This is a genomic window from Psychrobacillus sp. MER TA 171 (assembly GCF_023713305.1).
Taxonomy (GTDB): domain Bacteria; phylum Bacillota; class Bacilli; order Bacillales_A; family Planococcaceae; genus Psychrobacillus.
Genome location: NZ_JAMAWN010000019.1, coordinates 22,444 through 37,227 on the forward strand (window position 1 = coordinate 22,444; position 14,784 = coordinate 37,227).

Below are 14,784 nucleotides of genomic sequence, written 5' to 3' on the forward strand. Positions count from 1 at the left end.
TCACATCATTTCATTTAATTTTTCACTAATAATTTTATTCACCGCAGGAATATCAGCAGGGGCAAAATTAAGTGTATGCAAATAATCCCTTTTGACCCATTTTGCATCCGCATGCTCAGATAAAACTGGAAAACCATCTAATAATTTTGCTTTATACGTTTCTAATCTAACTATAAAATTTTCATACTCATATGTAGTATCTTCAACTTTTTGACCTACTTGAATAGTGCAATTAAATTCTTCATGTATCTCTCGATATAATGCTTGTGTTGGTGTCTCGTCTTTCTCAATTTTACCTCCAGGAAACTCCCAAAGATTGGGAAGTGTCATTTTGGAACTTCTTAAGGCACAAAAAATTTCATCGTTTTCGTTCACAATAATTGCTCCTACGACATGAATTAATTTTTTCATAAAATATCCATCCTAAATTTTAATTTTATTTATATTCATAGCTAATTATAAAATACAAAACAAAAAATTACTTCAAATCATTGGGAATTTATTTATTCTAGTCATTTAGCTAATGTAGATAATTACTTCACGAATAATGAAGAAATAAGAACAGCTAAGTTCTTTTGGCACTATGAGTTTTAATTGAGTCAACTTATTACTTATGATTTAATGTTTGGCCCGATTAATGTATAGACTATAACAAGTCAACGACTCGGGGATCAACAAAACAGGTAATAACAGCACTGTTTGTGTTAACAGTGATTCTTATTTGTTAGAGCAAAATCAATTTTGCTTTAATAGATTTATTTAGGTTTACCTATAAAAGCAGGAATTATGAATTAGGTTCAATCGTAATGAATTTACATCAAAAATGGTACTCTTTGTTATTTTTAAGTAGAATAGGGTAGTAAGTAATAGATGTAATTAGGAGGAATTTTAAATTGAGAAAGTTAACTGTAGTTCTTATGATTTTTGTTTTGTTTTTATCAGCCTGTAGTAATGAGACGGATAAAAAGGAAGGAAAGTCAAAAGATGAAAAAACAAAAGATGAAATGGTCCAGGTAACAATTCCTTTTCGTTTTTATGATGGCGTAAGTGAGGAACAGGTACTTGAACAGGCGGACAAACTTGGGATAAGCAAAACTACAATAAATAAAGAAGATCGACTAGTTGAATATGAGATGACTAGAGGAACGCAGGAGGAAATCAGTGCAGATTTAAAGAGCAACCTGAAATCGTTTGTTGAAGAAATAGAAGCGAATGAAGATATTAACTCGATAAAGGGAATTGAATATAACAAGGAATACAACGACTACACCGCTACTGTAAACCGAGAGCTTTATGAAGCAGATGGCAATGCCCAGGGCTATGCTCTTTTAGGTCTTTTATTGAGAACACTTTATTACCATTATTTTAATGGGGAAGATTATGAAACGTATGAAGTAAAGATTGATGTAAAGGACGAGGATACGAACAAAGTATTTGATACAGTAGATTTCCCAGAGGATGGCGGAATTTAGAAATTAGAGATTCAATTGTAATGGGAAAATAAGGATGTGTTGAGTTAATTATATAAATGAGGAAGTTGGTTATACTTCTGTACACAGAGATTTTACAATGCTGTAATTTGTAGCTAAGCGAGAGGTGTTTAAATGCGAAAATCATGGGTAGTTTTATTGATATGCTGTATTTTACCAATCATTACTGGCTGTACAGAGTATGACCAAATGACCGTACAAAGTGAAATAATACAAGTTCATGCTGATAGCCCTTCCATCCTAATAGCAAATGGTAATAGATTCACGGAGGTTAGAGAAACAACAGGTAGTGAATTCACTATTGGAGAGAAGGTTGGGGAGGTACAAGAAAATGTCGGACGAGATATTGTACCAAGCAATAATCTTTCCTCCAATGCATTAGCGCCTGGAACGGAAATCTATTCCATTAACGAGGATCCGGATATTTACCTTGCCAAGATCTCTAGCAGTAGCTATATGATTTATATTAGTGAGTAGTTTGTGTGGATGAGTTGTTAAAATATAAAAAAGTAAAGGTAAAAGTGACAAAAGCTAAGAGAGAATTTTCGCTTAACAGGTCTCTTTTACCTTTTTATAAAACGAAAATAGAACGTATGTGTGGTATAATAGAGAGATAATAGTGTGGTAGCTCAAGGGTGGTTGGTTCACTCCCGTTAGAGAGGGGGTGGTGCCTTGTCAGTATTCGAAGCATTGATGTTTGCGGTAGCATTTGCAACATTGGTCGTTGTAATATTGTCCTTTAACCATAAAAAATAACCCATCCTTGAGTTGAGAGCTCAGATGGGTTAATCCTAATGGAAGCCAATCCCCTTTGGGACCAACTATTATAATGGACTGGTTGATGCACTAACATCAATCAGTCTTTTTTAATGTACGCAGTTGTTACTTTTAGTATACGTTTGGACAAAAATCTTTTCAAGTAGTTCATCTTTTTTAAGTGACTGCTAATTACCCAAAGTGTGCTCTATCTAGATAAGATAAGGTATTAAGCGAGTAAGTATAAATCTTAAGAGCATTTTTTACAGTGAGTTTTTCCAATATCTTTTTTTAAATCAGACCCCAAACCGCTGTCTATATCCACATTTTCTACACATTTCCTCAACAGCTTCTCTTCTAGTGAAACCATCGTAAAGAGCATTTGCTCGTTCACCTTCAATTATTTCAGAGAAGGGGGTTTTATTGATATTACCTAGGTTTATGACTCCTTCACCGTCTAAACAGCAGGGCACTACAGTTCCGTCTACCAGGATAGCAGCTTGACTTCGAAGAGCATGGCAGAAACCTTTCCCGTCGTCCTCTGGAGCCTGTAGACTTGGCCACTGGAATTCGTGATCTTGGTTTAAGAAGACATTTGGAGCGATTTTAATCCCTTTACCTGGTTGTACCTTTTCTTCAATTCTGAAGTCTAGATTATATTCATTCTCTAAAATTTCTAATGTTTCTCTATTTCTCCGCTGTACTAGGTCTGACACCTGGTCTTGCTGGAGGTTCCATAAGCGGTAAGAAATAATTGTATTATGCTCTCTCGAATCACGTACAAATTCAAGGATATCTCCTAAGTACTTTTCACGATTCTCAGATCCTTCATGACCATCAAAGCTGTGAAGAGAGAAGTTGATTTGACGAAGTGCTGGTTTACCTAATAATTTTTCTCTATTCTTTTTGATTAACGTTCCGTTAGTAGTGATATTAACCTTAAAACCCTTTGCATGAGCAGCATCTAGAAGCTGATCGATACGAGCGTGAAGTAGTGGCTCTCCTTTTACATGCAGGTAAATATATCTCGTATGGTCCTTTATTTGGTCAAGGATATTATTAAATGCATCTAATTTAATAATGTTAGCCTTACGAGCAGTGGGTGGACAAAAACTACAAGCAAGATTACAGACACTTGTAATTTCTATATACATCTTTTTAAAAGTTTTCAAGTTTTCTTCACCGTTCCAGTTCTATTTGATAAACAACTATACTCATTTTAACAGAAAAATATTTTAGGGGGAGAGCTTTCTAAAAGTATATTTTACGGTAGAAGGAAAACCTTCAGATTTTGCCGAATGAAGCATGAGAGATAGTTTTAAAGGAGGCGTGTCTATTGGAAAAAAAGATTCGATGGGGAGTTTTAAGCACGGCGAGAATTGCAAGAGAACAGCTTATCCCGGCAATCCAAAGAGCTGGAAATGCTGAGTTAGTGGCTATTGCAAGTAGAGGAAGTAAAGTGCATGAGGTTGCAAAGGAATTAGAAATTAATATCGCTTATGAAAGCTATGAAGAGCTTCTCGCCAATCCAACTATTGATGCAATCTATATTCCCTTACCTAATCATTTACATAAGGAATGGGTGATTAAAGCAGCTAAGGCAGGAAAGCACGTACTTTGTGAAAAGCCAATTTCGCTTACGTCCCAAGAAGCAACCGAGATTATTGAAGTCTGTAAGGAACAAAATGTGAAGTTCATGGAGGCTTTCATGTATCAGCTCCACCCACAGCATACACGTGTAAAAGAACTCATCTCTTCCGGTGTTATAGGAGAGATCAAACTGGTTACTGCCAGCCACTCGTTCTATATGGAAAATAGACAAAACGAATTTAGAATGAATCCAGAGATGGGTGGGGGTAGTCTATTCGATGTAGGCTGTTATTGCATCCATGCCATTCGATATATGACCGGAGCAGAACCTGTTAGGGTGCATTGTATGGCAGATCTAGATAAGGAAACCAATGTTGACATAAGTGCATTCGGTACTTTACAGCTAGACAATGGTATTCATGCTACGTTTAATTGTAGCTTTGACATGGCTGGGAGAAATGAATATGAAATAGTGGGTTCTAAAGGAACGATTAAAGTGCTGTATGCATTTCGTCCTGACCAAAACGGCGGCTTAGGTAAAATAATGATTCAACAAGATGACATGACAAGTGAAGAAAATATTCCTGGTGATCTTTATCGAATAGAGGTCGAACATTTCTCCAATGCTATTTTAACGAATACAAATCCCGAGGTGACAGGCGAATTTAGTATTGGAAACATGCGTGTAATGGAGGCCTGCCTGGAGTCGATTAAAACGGGAAAAATTATGCAGATGGTAAATTAACAAAATACAGAAAGAAAAGCTAAACTCTTACTAGAACAGTTGTAAGAGTTTAGCTCTTCTTTTTTTAAAGACTCATTCTGTTTCCTTATAAACAAAGTAATCAAAATCAGCAGGGATGCTTTGACCAGATGTATCCTGACATTGCATACCAACAAATGCCCCCGTAAAAAATCCTCCGCCACGAATATAGTCATCGGATAATTTATGAGAAGCAAAAGAAAGAGGAATCGTTGTCCAATGATCACCATCCAATGAATACGAGTATTCATAAATAGATGTCTTAACCTCTACACGTAGATATACATACTCTGCATCTTCAGGTAGGACAATCTCTTTTCCTTGGAGTGGCTGGTCAAATACAAAGTTATCACATGTACTTATCTCCAGAATCCGTCCTTTTTCCTCGTGCCAGGAAATCTGTAGCGCTGTCCAATTTTCTGTGTTGTAATAGTTCACGAGACCCGCTGATTGCTGGAAGGTATTTGGGTGGAAGGCAACTTTAGTTTCTGCAATGAAGTTAAAATGCTGCCAACGTCTTGCTATAAACGCCTGTGTAAACTTAGAAGTTAAAGATTCCTTTCCATAAAGACGCAAATGACCAGGATTGTCTTTTAGTGAAACAACGTGTTCCCTTAGTGGAATTCTCAATGATTGAAAATGAGCATTCAATGATTGTTCGTTAAAATCATCCTTTTCCTCAAAGTCCTTTTCCCATACAACTTCTTCAATCGCTGGTCCTTCAATTTCTAGTGAGGGACCATTTCCATTTACGACATATGGCCAGTCATTTTTCCATTCTAAACGTTGAATGGCAGTCTCTCTTCCAAGTGGACAAAATCCTCGTGGATCCAGTAAAGGCTGGTTGTCTCTTGGTAGTGGACGACCGGTTAAGTGTACTAAAAACCATTCATCAGTATGGGTATGGACGATGGAAGCATGACCTGACTTTTGTAATGGGTTTCGTGGATACGGGAAAGATGTTATCAATGGATTTTCTGGATGGACTTCATAAGGACCCTCTAGGTTTTTCGAACGCGCCATAGTAGCTGCATGGTCATATTTTGTGCCCCCCTCAGCAGTTAACAAGTAGTAATAATCATTAATCTTGTATAGGTGAGGAGCTTCTACGAGCTTAATATCTGTTCCTTTAAAGATAATAGTAGATTCACCGACTAATTTTTGCTGCTCCACATCATATTCCTGAAGCGCAATACCATAGAAATTATGATGATGGAGGCGGTGATCCCACTTCATATTCACTAAATACTTCTTGCCGGATTCATCATGATATAGGGAAGGGTCAAAGCCAGAACTATTTAAATAGATAGGATCAGACCATTCACCGTCGATTGTGTCACAAGTGACAAGATAGTTATGGCAATCTTTCCACTGTCCTTCTGTAACTTTTACATCTGTGAAAATGAGCCAAAAATGTCCATCACTGTAGGATAATGCAGGGGCCCAAACCCCACCAGAATTAGGGTTTCCCATCATATTCAATTGACTAAGACGATTAAGAGGTCGAGAAGCTAAACGCCAATTTTTTAAATCCTTGGAATGATAAATTCCAACGCCGGGGAACCATTCAAAAGTAGAAACAGCGATATAATAGTCTTCTCCAACTCTACAAATACTTGGATCTGGATTAAAGCCAGGTAATATAGGATTGCGAATAGTTGTCATTTGTCATCATCCTTTTTATGAGTGATTTTTGTCCATTTCAAGCACATAAACTGTAAGCCGTTATTTATTTCGCTGAACGGTTATAAATTTCAGCGAACGGTGATAAATCTCCGTGAACGGTTATATATTCTTCTGAGCGGTCATATATCCCTGCGAACGGTTATAAATTTAAAAATTGCTGCCCATTAAACCATTTATTATCAGAAGATATAAAATCGTAATTTTCGGATAATTAAATTTACTAATCATCACGACTATGTGTAAGGGAGGGAAATTAATCATTTTTTAGTCTCTAAAAAAGTAAAATTTATTCCAGAAAACGTTTATTCTAGCAAAACATCCTGTTGGATACTGACACTTAAAAAGTTTTCAATGGAAAAAGCAGCAACCCCTAATGCTGTAGACCTCGTGGATAGCTCTGAAAAATCAATTTGCAAATCGTTTTGTTGAAACCAGAGAGCCTGATTTGTAATTCTTTTATTTAAAGAGTCCTTTAACCATTTTTTGGAGTAAGCTAAACGGTTCCCAATGATGACTTGTTGCGGGTTAAAGATATTGATAATGTTATTGATGCCGATGCCTAAATAGTCTCCCGTCTGATGAAATAATTGAATGACTTCCTCATTTCCACTTTGCGCAAGTGAGACTAAGCCTTCTAAATCCTGTGAATCTAAGGGTATATCTAATTTCTCTGCATGTCTCATTAGCGCTTGTTCAGATGCATAAAGCTCCCAACAGCCTTCGTTTCCACAACGACATAACAGATCTCCTGCTTGAATAGTCATATGACCAAGCTCACCAGAGAATCCATTAGAGCCTTTGTAAAGAGAACCATTCAATATTAATCCGACGCCGATACCTATTCCTGCACTTACGTAGATGACATTCTCAAAGTCCTTGCCAGCTCCAAAATGTTTTTCACCATAAGCACCTGCGTTTGCTTCGTTTTCTATTATGATGGGTAGATTATATTTTTCCTCTAAAACCTCCTTTAAGTTAATATTTCTCCAATTTAAATTTGGTGCTAATAGAATATTTCCATCCTTCTCTACAATCCCTGGTACACCTACCCCAATTCCTACTACTCCATGGGGACAATCGGGAGTAGAGATAAGGAGGAAGTCTATCGTTTCAAATAATCTCAACTCTATTTCTTCATAAGAGAGATTCTTAAAAGCTATACGCTTCTCGGTGTGAATATTTCCGTTAAGATCGGTTAGCACGCCGAGAAGATAGTTAACTCCAATGTCTATCCCGATGGAGTAGCCAGCTTTTTCATTGAAGAGCAGCATAACTGGTCTTCTACCACCACTAGATTCCCCTGGTCCAGATTCATAGATAAGGTGTTCTTCCAGCAAGTCATTAACTAAAGAGGAAACAGTTCCTTTGTTTAATCCGACTTGACTAGCAACAGTCGCTCTCGAGATAGGGGAATTATATTTTATCTTATCTAGAACTAGTGATTTGTTTCCTTTTTTGACCACATGGTGATTCCATGTTTGGTTAGCATTCAGCTTCATTCACTTCAGCTCTTTCTTTATCATTTTTCATCATTCTAACATAAAACTGAAAAATAAAAAAACTTTGTTTATCCACTAGACTAACATAGTGTTATTTGCTACAATGAAAACGCATACAATATTCAGAATATTGTTGTAAAAACTTTGGGGTGGGGGAAATAAGAATGAAAATCAACAAAATGATTAAAATTCTATTATTTGCTTCTTTATTTTATTTATTAGCAGGTTGTTCAGACGCAGATGAAACATCTTCAAGTAAAAATGGGGACAAAGAAATTAAGTTTATGCATTTATGGCCAGAAGGAAGTTCCAAGCAACATTATGATGTTGTAAATGAAATTATTGCAGATTATGAAAAAGAGAATGATGGTGTCAAAGTGGATTTGGAAGTGTTAAGTAATGAACAATACAAGGATAAGTTAAGAGTATTATCCACCTCTAAAGAGCTTCCAGATGTAGGGATGACTTGGGCTGCAGGCTTCTTAGAGCCTTATGTTGGCGGAAATATGTTCGCTCCATTAGACGATGTTATTAAAGACCAGCTAAGTGATAGCTTTGTTCCGGGAACTGCAGAGGCTTATGCCCTAGACGGGAAAACATATGGCTTACCGCTAGAGCTGAATATTGTCACACTATACTATAACAGTGCAATGTTTGAGGAATATAACTTAGAAGCACCAAAGACTTTTGAAGAATTAGAGAATGTGATAAAAGTATTTAAAGAAAATGGAATTGATCCAATTGCTTTAGGAAATAAGGATGCTTGGACAGGGTCACTTTGGTATATGTATTTAGCAGATCGTCTTGGAGGAGCAGAGGTTCTTAACAAGGCAATCGATCGTTCTGGTTCTTTTGAAGATCCTGCATTAGTGGAGGCAGCTCAAAAGGTTCAAGACCTTGTTGATATGGGTGCATTCGTCAAAGGATTTAATGGACTGGCGGATGAAGAAGCAAAAAGTATGTTCATGAGTGAGCAAGCTCCGATGTATTTAATCGCTACTTGGGATTTACCGAACTATACAACAAATGAAACGGTACCTCAGGAATTTAGAGACTCAGTTCAATATTTGAAATTCCCAACTGTTAATGGAAACGGTGATATGGATAGCTTTGTTGGAGGGCCTGGAGTCGGGTTATTCGTAGCTGAGGACTCAGATGTTAAGGAAGAGGCGAAGGACTTTGCAGCTTACTTTGTAAAAGCATGGGGAGAAAAAGCAGTTACAAAAGCAGGTGTAATCCCTGCTACCAAAGTAGATGCAGGATCGTTGGATCTGCCAGAGATGTATATTGATATATTAAATGAGTTAAACGAGGCAAGTAATATCACGCTATTTGCAGATGTTCAGATGAGCCCTGATGTTGCACAAGTACATTTAGATTCGATTCAGGCTCTATTTGGTAAGGAAATGACTCCAGAAGATTTTGGGAAGGCGCATGAGGATGCTCTTTCTAAATAATAGATAATTAGCTAGAGGATTTGTCGATGGACGTAAGGGTTATTCCTTTAACTGGAGTAACCCTTGTCTATCTGATAGGGAAGGAGTTACTTGTATGAACAAGGTAATGTCTAAAAAATTGTTGATAGCATTGTATATTTCACCTGCACTTTTACTCGTCCTGGTGTTAATATTCATTCCGCTAATGTTGTCTGGATATTATGGCTTAATGCAATGGGATGGTATAGGAGAAAAAACGTTCATTGGCTTAGAGAATTATATTAAAGGTCTTCAGGATATGAAATTTTGGAGTAGTGCCTATCATTCCTTTTTGTTGGCAATATTCTCTACCTTGAGCTTAGCCATTTACTTAACCATCTCCTTTATATTGGCGTCCAAGATAAAAGGATCTGATTTGCTCAGAAAAATATATTTAATACCAATGTTGTTATCCTCTGTAGCTATAGCCCAGCTTTGGATTAAAGTATATAATCCTTCGAATGGTATTTTAAATGTTTTTCTTAAGCAAATAGGAGTGGAAAATCCTCCAGCTTGGCTTGCAGAGCCATCGTTAGTGTTGTTTGCAATCTTCATCCCGATATTATGGCAATATGCTGGGTTTTATATTTTGATTTATTATGCTGCGTTGAAGAACATTCCGGAGTCCTTAATAGAGGCTGCAAGAATGGATGGGGCCTCTGCATTTCAAATTGCTACCAAGATTAAGCTTCCGTTGATCAAAGAAGTGGTGAGTGTAACCATTGTATTGGCGATAATTGGGTCATTAAAGTATTTTGACTTAATCTATGTCATGACTTCTGGTGGACCGAATGGAGCTAGTGAAGTAATGGCTTCTTATATGTATAAGCTTGCATTTTCAAGCTACAACTTCGGTTATGGAAGTGCGATTGGTTTCTTACTGCTTATTATTACATTAATAGTAACCTTTATTGTTCGTAAGTTCACGGCTACAAAAGAGAGAATAGAATATTAAAAGGAGGTTGTATATGAGACGTGTTGGCTACTTTTTTCTGTATTTCAGTCTAATTGTTGTAGCATTGTTTCAAATCATCCCGCTAATATGGTTATTTATTTTCTCATTAAAAGATAATCGAGAAATATTTGCGGGCTCGCCATTTGCGTTGCCATCAGAGTTTAGATGGGAAAACTATCTAAAAGTTTGGGATGGCGGTATTGGAGTTTATTTTTTTAACAGTGTGTGGATCACAGCACTTTCTATCGTATTAACTGTACTTTTCGCAAGTATGGCTACTTTTGCAATTACTCGGATGAGATGGAAGCTAAGTGGAGCAGTACTCAGTTTATTCATCATTGGTTTAATGATTCCCATTCATTCGGCGTTGATTCCACTCTATAGCATGTTTTTAAGCGTGAATTTAATAGATAACCCACTCGGAGTTGTTATTACATATACAGCCTATAACTTACCAATAACGATGATGATTTTACTTGGATTCTATTATACTTTGCCAAAAGAAATAGAGGAGGCAGCCATAATAGATGGTTGCTCCGTTAATCGAATGTTTTTCCAAGTGATTCTCCCGATGACAACGCCAGTAATGGCTACAACGGTAGTAATAAATATGATTTATAACTGGAATGAGTTTGTTTTCGTGAATACATTTATTAGCTCAGACAAATATAAAACATTAACAGTCGGAATCCAAAACTTTATCGGTCAATATATGACAGACTGGGGAGCGATAGGGGCTACCCTTATTATAAGCGTATTGCCAATCATCATAGCTTTTATCTTCTTTAGCAATAAAGTAGTCGAAGGGATTTCTGCAAGCGCAGTAAAAGGTTAAGTAATGCCTTTACTTAGGAGTAGCTATTACTGAGAAGATCCCAATGTTTCCTTCTTTTCATGCACTTTTTGAAAGGCATGCAGGCTAAATCGCATAGATATAAAAGCGTATACGCTCCCACCAAATATAAATCCGATAGCTGGAAGAATACTAATTAAGTAGATGAAAGGTATTAAGCAAAGAAAGATTAATAGAGTCGTCAACGGATTGATGAGCATGATAAAAAAAGCATTCTTAATTACCTGTCCTAACTTTGTGTCAAAGTGTACAAAGGATGGGAAAAGATAAAATAGAAACTTAACAAACAATAGCATAAATGCAAATAGTGGTAGGTAAGTCCAGTGTAACAGGTTGCTTTCGGAAGACTGTATGTAAAAAATGTCTAAAGCAATAAAGACTATAAGGACGGCAACAAATACTCCTAACCTATTACTTTTTAAAAATTCATCTCGATAATGTTTCCAAAATGTACGAAATACGGATATATCAGTGTCACCTTTTAACCATGCCCTTACTACAGCGAACATGGAAATAGTAGAGGGGAACAGTCCTAAAAAGACACCACCCAGAAGTGTGAAAAGTATCCATAGCAAGTTTAAATAAGCAAATTTAGTGATCCATTCAGCTAGGTTATAAATAAAGCTACTGGTTGCATTCATAGGAATCCACCTTTATCAATTTTATATTTTTGTAAAATTCGATATTTATTTATAGCATACACTCTATTTTTGAAGAATGGCACTATTTTTAAAACTTTGTTCAGATAATTAACAAACTAAAAAGTGAGAGTAAAAATCAGGAGGTATAAATAATGGTCTATTTCCAAAATGTACAGAAAGTTACGTTTGAAGGTGCTGCATCACAAAACCCTTATGCATTTAAGTTTTATAATCCACAAGAGAAAATTGGCGACAAAACAATGGAAGAGATTTTAAGATACGCGGTGTCTTACTGGCATACGTTTACGATGGACGGGTCAGACCCTTTTGGCGCAGGTAGCATGAACCGTCCTTGGGACAAACTAAGTGGATTGGACTTAGCAAAGGCACGGGTAGAAGCATCTTTCGAGTTCTACGAGAAGATGGATGTGCCGTTTTTCTGTTTCCATGATGTTGATATTGCTCCAGAGGGAAGTAACTTAAGAGAAAGTAATCAAAATTTAGACGTGATTGTCAGCATGATCAAGGACTATATGAAAACTAGTAAAGCAAAGCTACTTTGGAATACGGCAAATAACTTCACACATCCTCGCTTCGTTCATGGAGCAGCTACATCGAGTAATGCAGATGTGTTTGCTTACTCCGCTGCTAAGGTGAAAAAAGGATTAGAAATTGGTAAGGAGCTTGGGGCACAAAATTACGTGTTCTGGGGAGGCCGCGAGGGTTACGATACTTTATTGAATACAAATATGAAGTTAGAATTGGATAATCTAGCTCGCTTTTATCATATGGCTGTTGACTACGCCAAGGAAATTGGCTTTGAGGCACAATTTCTAATAGAGCCAAAGCCAAAGGAGCCATCCACTCACCAATATGATTATGATGTAGCGACTGCCCATGCGTTTTTACAAAGCTACGGCTTGGAAAAATCATTTAAATTTAATATTGAAGCGAACCATGCCACACTTGCTGGTCATACTTTTGAGCATGAGCTTCATTATGCACGGATTAATAATATGCTCGGTTCTGTTGATGCCAACCAAGGTAATCCACTTCTTGGCTGGGATACAGATGAATTCCCGACAGACCTATGGACTACAACCCTTGCGATGTATGAGATTTTACAAAATGGTGGTCTGGGTAAGGGCGGTTTAAACTTTGATGCAAAAGTAAGAAGAGCATCATTTGAACCGGAGGACTTGTTCCATGCACATATCGCTGGGATGGATGCCTTTGCTGTAGGATTACGAGTGGCTCAAAATCTAATAGATGATAGAGTACTAGAAAATGTAGTGAAAGATCGCTATAAAACGTATCAAGACGGTATTGGCTTAGAAATAGTGGAAGGGAAAACTAACTTTCATAAGCTCGAAGAATATGCTTTAGGACTACAAGAAATTAAACAGACTTCCGGTCGCTTAGAGCAGATTAAAGCCACGATCAATCAGTATTTGTTACAGGCGTATAAATAATAACCCTGCAAATGGTAGGAGGGCTGAGACTATGAAATATGTTATTGGAATAGATTTAGGAACAAGTGCGGTTAAAATACTACTCGTCGATAAGAATGGGTTAGTTGTTCAAAGTGTATCTAAATCGTATCCGTTAATACAAGAGAAAACGGGTTATAGCGAACAAAACCCTCAGCACTGGGTGGATCAGACACTGCTCGGATTAGAGGAGCTGTTGAAGAGCTTCTCCGGTGATGTCGATGACATAGAAGGAATCAGTTTTTCCGGTCAGATGCACGGGCTCGTTCTGTTAGATGAGGTTAACGAAGTATTGCGTCCTGCAATTCTATGGAATGATACTCGTACTACAGCACAATGTGAACAAATCTATGATTTGGTTGGCAAGGAAAAGTTGCTTGAAATAACTAAAAACCCTGCATTAGAAGGCTTTACTCTTCCTAAAATATTATGGATTAAAGCTCATGAGCCAACCATCTATAAGAAAGCGAAGACGTTTTTGCTTCCGAAGGACTACCTAAGATATAAACTAACTGGTCAACTTCACATGGATTACTCAGATGCTGCGGGAACACTTCTCTTGGATGTAAGTAAGAAGGAATGGAGCTTGGAGATATGTGCCTTACTAGACTTAGATCCTAGCATGTGTCCGCCACTTGTGGAGTCATATCAGGAAGTTGGTACGGTATCCTTTGAGATAGCGAAGGCTACTGGTCTTTCCAACACTACTCGTGTTTTCGCAGGAGGAGCTGATAATGCCTGTGGAGCAATTGGTTCAGGGATATTAAAGGACGGTGAGACCCTTTGCAGTATAGGCACGTCTGGTGTTGTTTTATCCTACGAAGCCACACCGAACAAGGATTTTGCAGGAAAGGTTCATTACTTTAATCACGGTGCACCAGATGCCTTTTATACAATGGGTGTAACTCTTTCAGCTGGCCATAGCTTGAGTTGGTTTAAAGAGGTTTTTGCGAAGGAAGAAACGTTCGAAGAATTATTGTCTGAGGTAGGCTCTGTTCCAGTTGGTTCTAATGGATTGTTATTTACCCCATACTTAGTTGGAGAAAGAACTCCTTATGCCGATGCAACTGTTCGTGCTAGTTTCATTGGGATGGACAGTTCACATGAACGTAAGGATTTTACCCGTGCTGTACTAGAGGGAATAACATTTTCGTTGCACGAATCCATTGAAATATTTCGCCGAAATGGGAAGTCGATAGATACTGTGGTGTCCATTGGTGGCGGTGCTCAAAATGATGAGTGGCTTCAAATCCAAGCAGACATTTTTGATGCTAAGATTGTTCGGTTAACTAGTGAACAGGGTCCTGGAATGGGAGCTGCTATGTTGGCTGCTTATGGATGTGGATGGTTTAATTCGTTAAACGATTGTGCAGATAAGTTTTTGAAGGAGGATAAAGAGTTTACTCCTAATAAAGAAAATGTGGAAAAATATAAGAAATTATTTGCTATTTATCAAAAGGTTTATGTTCAAACGAAGGATCTGAATAGAGAGCTATTAGAGTTTCGTCATTAAAGGATGTCATATCCCGAGTCTCAACTATCTAGTTGGGGCTCTTATAAATTATTGTGTGAAAGGGGATAAGGAA

At 37.4% G+C, this 14,784-nt stretch carries 13 protein-coding genes; 8 read left to right on the plus strand and 5 right to left on the minus strand.

Going from position 1 to position 14,784, the window contains the following annotated elements; all coding sequences use genetic code 11:
• A complete protein-coding gene (locus tag M3627_RS15385; RefSeq protein WP_251556420.1) occupies nt 1-411 on the minus strand; it encodes a (deoxy)nucleoside triphosphate pyrophosphohydrolase in 411 nt (136 codons plus the stop codon).
• Between the two features lie 482 nt (nt 412-893).
• On the opposite strand from M3627_RS15385, the gene M3627_RS15390 reads away from it, so the two are divergent.
• Nucleotides 894-1,472: a hypothetical protein gene (locus M3627_RS15390; RefSeq protein ID WP_251556421.1), complete on the plus strand. Its 579-nt coding sequence runs from the start codon at nt 894-896 to the stop codon at nt 1,470-1,472.
• Between the two features lie 132 nt (nt 1,473-1,604).
• Nucleotides 1,605-1,967, plus strand: coding sequence for a hypothetical protein (locus M3627_RS15395; protein WP_169360068.1), 363 nt, complete (start codon nt 1,605-1,607; stop codon nt 1,965-1,967).
• A 575-nt stretch (nt 1,968-2,542) separates the two neighbouring features.
• Here M3627_RS15395 and M3627_RS15400 read toward each other — a convergent pair.
• Nucleotides 2,543-3,418, minus strand: a complete 876-nt coding sequence (locus M3627_RS15400; RefSeq protein WP_169360067.1) for a radical SAM/SPASM domain-containing protein — start codon at nt 3,416-3,418, stop codon at nt 2,543-2,545.
• 164 nt (nt 3,419-3,582) lie between these two features.
• Here M3627_RS15400 and M3627_RS15405 point away from each other — a divergent pair, with 164 nt between their 5' ends.
• Nucleotides 3,583-4,581: a Gfo/Idh/MocA family protein gene (locus M3627_RS15405; protein ID WP_251556422.1), complete on the plus strand. Its 999-nt coding sequence runs from the start codon at nt 3,583-3,585 to the stop codon at nt 4,579-4,581.
• Nucleotides 4,582-4,653: 72 nt separating this feature from the next.
• On the opposite strand, the gene M3627_RS15410 is transcribed toward M3627_RS15405, so the two are convergent.
• Together M3627_RS15410 and M3627_RS15415 are read right to left on the minus strand one after the other, a co-directional pair.
• Nucleotides 4,654-6,264, minus strand: coding sequence for a glycoside hydrolase family 43 protein (locus tag M3627_RS15410; protein ID WP_251556423.1), 1,611 nt, complete (start codon nt 6,262-6,264; stop codon nt 4,654-4,656).
• 323 nt (nt 6,265-6,587) lie between these two features.
• On the minus strand, nt 6,588-7,778 hold the full coding sequence (locus M3627_RS15415; protein WP_251556462.1) for an ROK family protein: 1,191 nt from the start codon (nt 7,776-7,778) through the stop codon (nt 6,588-6,590).
• A 170-nt stretch (nt 7,779-7,948) separates the two neighbouring features.
• Between M3627_RS15415 and M3627_RS15420 the strand changes: the two genes are divergently transcribed.
• The 3 genes from M3627_RS15420 to M3627_RS15430 all read left to right on the plus strand — a co-directional run bounded on the left by M3627_RS15420 (nt 7,949) and on the right by M3627_RS15430 (nt 11,049).
• Nucleotides 7,949-9,241 carry an extracellular solute-binding protein gene (locus tag M3627_RS15420; protein ID WP_251556424.1) on the plus strand — a complete coding sequence of 431 codons (1,293 nt, stop codon included), beginning with the start codon at nt 7,949-7,951 and terminating at the stop codon, nt 9,239-9,241.
• Between the two features lie 94 nt (nt 9,242-9,335).
• Entirely contained in the window at nt 9,336-10,214 is an 879-nt protein-coding gene (locus M3627_RS15425) for a carbohydrate ABC transporter permease (protein ID WP_251556426.1), read from the plus strand.
• A gap of 13 nt (nt 10,215-10,227) precedes the next feature.
• A complete protein-coding gene (locus tag M3627_RS15430; RefSeq protein ID WP_251556428.1) occupies nt 10,228-11,049 on the plus strand; it encodes a carbohydrate ABC transporter permease in 822 nt (273 codons plus the stop codon).
• A 26-nt stretch (nt 11,050-11,075) separates the two neighbouring features.
• Here the strand turns inward: M3627_RS15430 and M3627_RS15435 are convergent, their stop codons facing one another.
• Nucleotides 11,076-11,708 carry a YesL family protein gene (locus M3627_RS15435; RefSeq protein WP_251556430.1) on the minus strand — a complete coding sequence of 211 codons (633 nt, stop codon included), beginning with the start codon at nt 11,706-11,708 and terminating at the stop codon, nt 11,076-11,078.
• Between the two features lie 152 nt (nt 11,709-11,860).
• Here M3627_RS15435 and xylA point away from each other — a divergent pair, with 152 nt between their 5' ends.
• Nucleotides 11,861-13,180: a xylose isomerase gene (gene xylA / locus M3627_RS15440; protein WP_251556433.1), complete on the plus strand. Its 1,320-nt coding sequence runs from the start codon at nt 11,861-11,863 to the stop codon at nt 13,178-13,180.
• 31 nt (nt 13,181-13,211) lie between these two features.
• Nucleotides 13,212-14,711 carry a xylulokinase gene (gene xylB, locus M3627_RS15445; RefSeq protein WP_251556435.1) on the plus strand — a complete coding sequence of 500 codons (1,500 nt, stop codon included), beginning with the start codon at nt 13,212-13,214 and terminating at the stop codon, nt 14,709-14,711.
• The last annotated feature ends 73 nt before the right edge of the window (nt 14,712-14,784 follow it).

What these genes read in the sequence shown, in the direction of transcription:
- M3627_RS15385 (WP_251556420.1), bottom strand. Translation starts at nt 411, where the DNA reads ATGAAAAAATTAATTCATGTCGTAGGAGCAATTATTGTGAACGAAAAC.
- M3627_RS15395 (WP_169360068.1), top strand. Translation starts at nt 1,605, where the DNA reads ATGCGAAAATCATGGGTAGTTTTATTGATATGCTGTATTTTACCAATC.
- M3627_RS15410 (WP_251556423.1), bottom strand. Translation starts at nt 6,264, where the DNA reads ATGACAACTATTCGCAATCCTATATTACCTGGCTTTAATCCAGATCCA.
- M3627_RS15420 (WP_251556424.1), top strand. Translation starts at nt 7,949, where the DNA reads ATGAAAATCAACAAAATGATTAAAATTCTATTATTTGCTTCTTTATTT.
- M3627_RS15425 (WP_251556426.1), top strand. Translation starts at nt 9,336, where the DNA reads ATGAACAAGGTAATGTCTAAAAAATTGTTGATAGCATTGTATATTTCA.
- M3627_RS15430 (WP_251556428.1), top strand. Translation starts at nt 10,228, where the DNA reads ATGAGACGTGTTGGCTACTTTTTTCTGTATTTCAGTCTAATTGTTGTA.
- M3627_RS15435 (WP_251556430.1), bottom strand. Translation starts at nt 11,708, where the DNA reads ATGAATGCAACCAGTAGCTTTATTTATAACCTAGCTGAATGGATCACT.
- xylA (WP_251556433.1), top strand. Translation starts at nt 11,861, where the DNA reads ATGGTCTATTTCCAAAATGTACAGAAAGTTACGTTTGAAGGTGCTGCA.
- xylB (WP_251556435.1), top strand. Translation starts at nt 13,212, where the DNA reads ATGAAATATGTTATTGGAATAGATTTAGGAACAAGTGCGGTTAAAATA.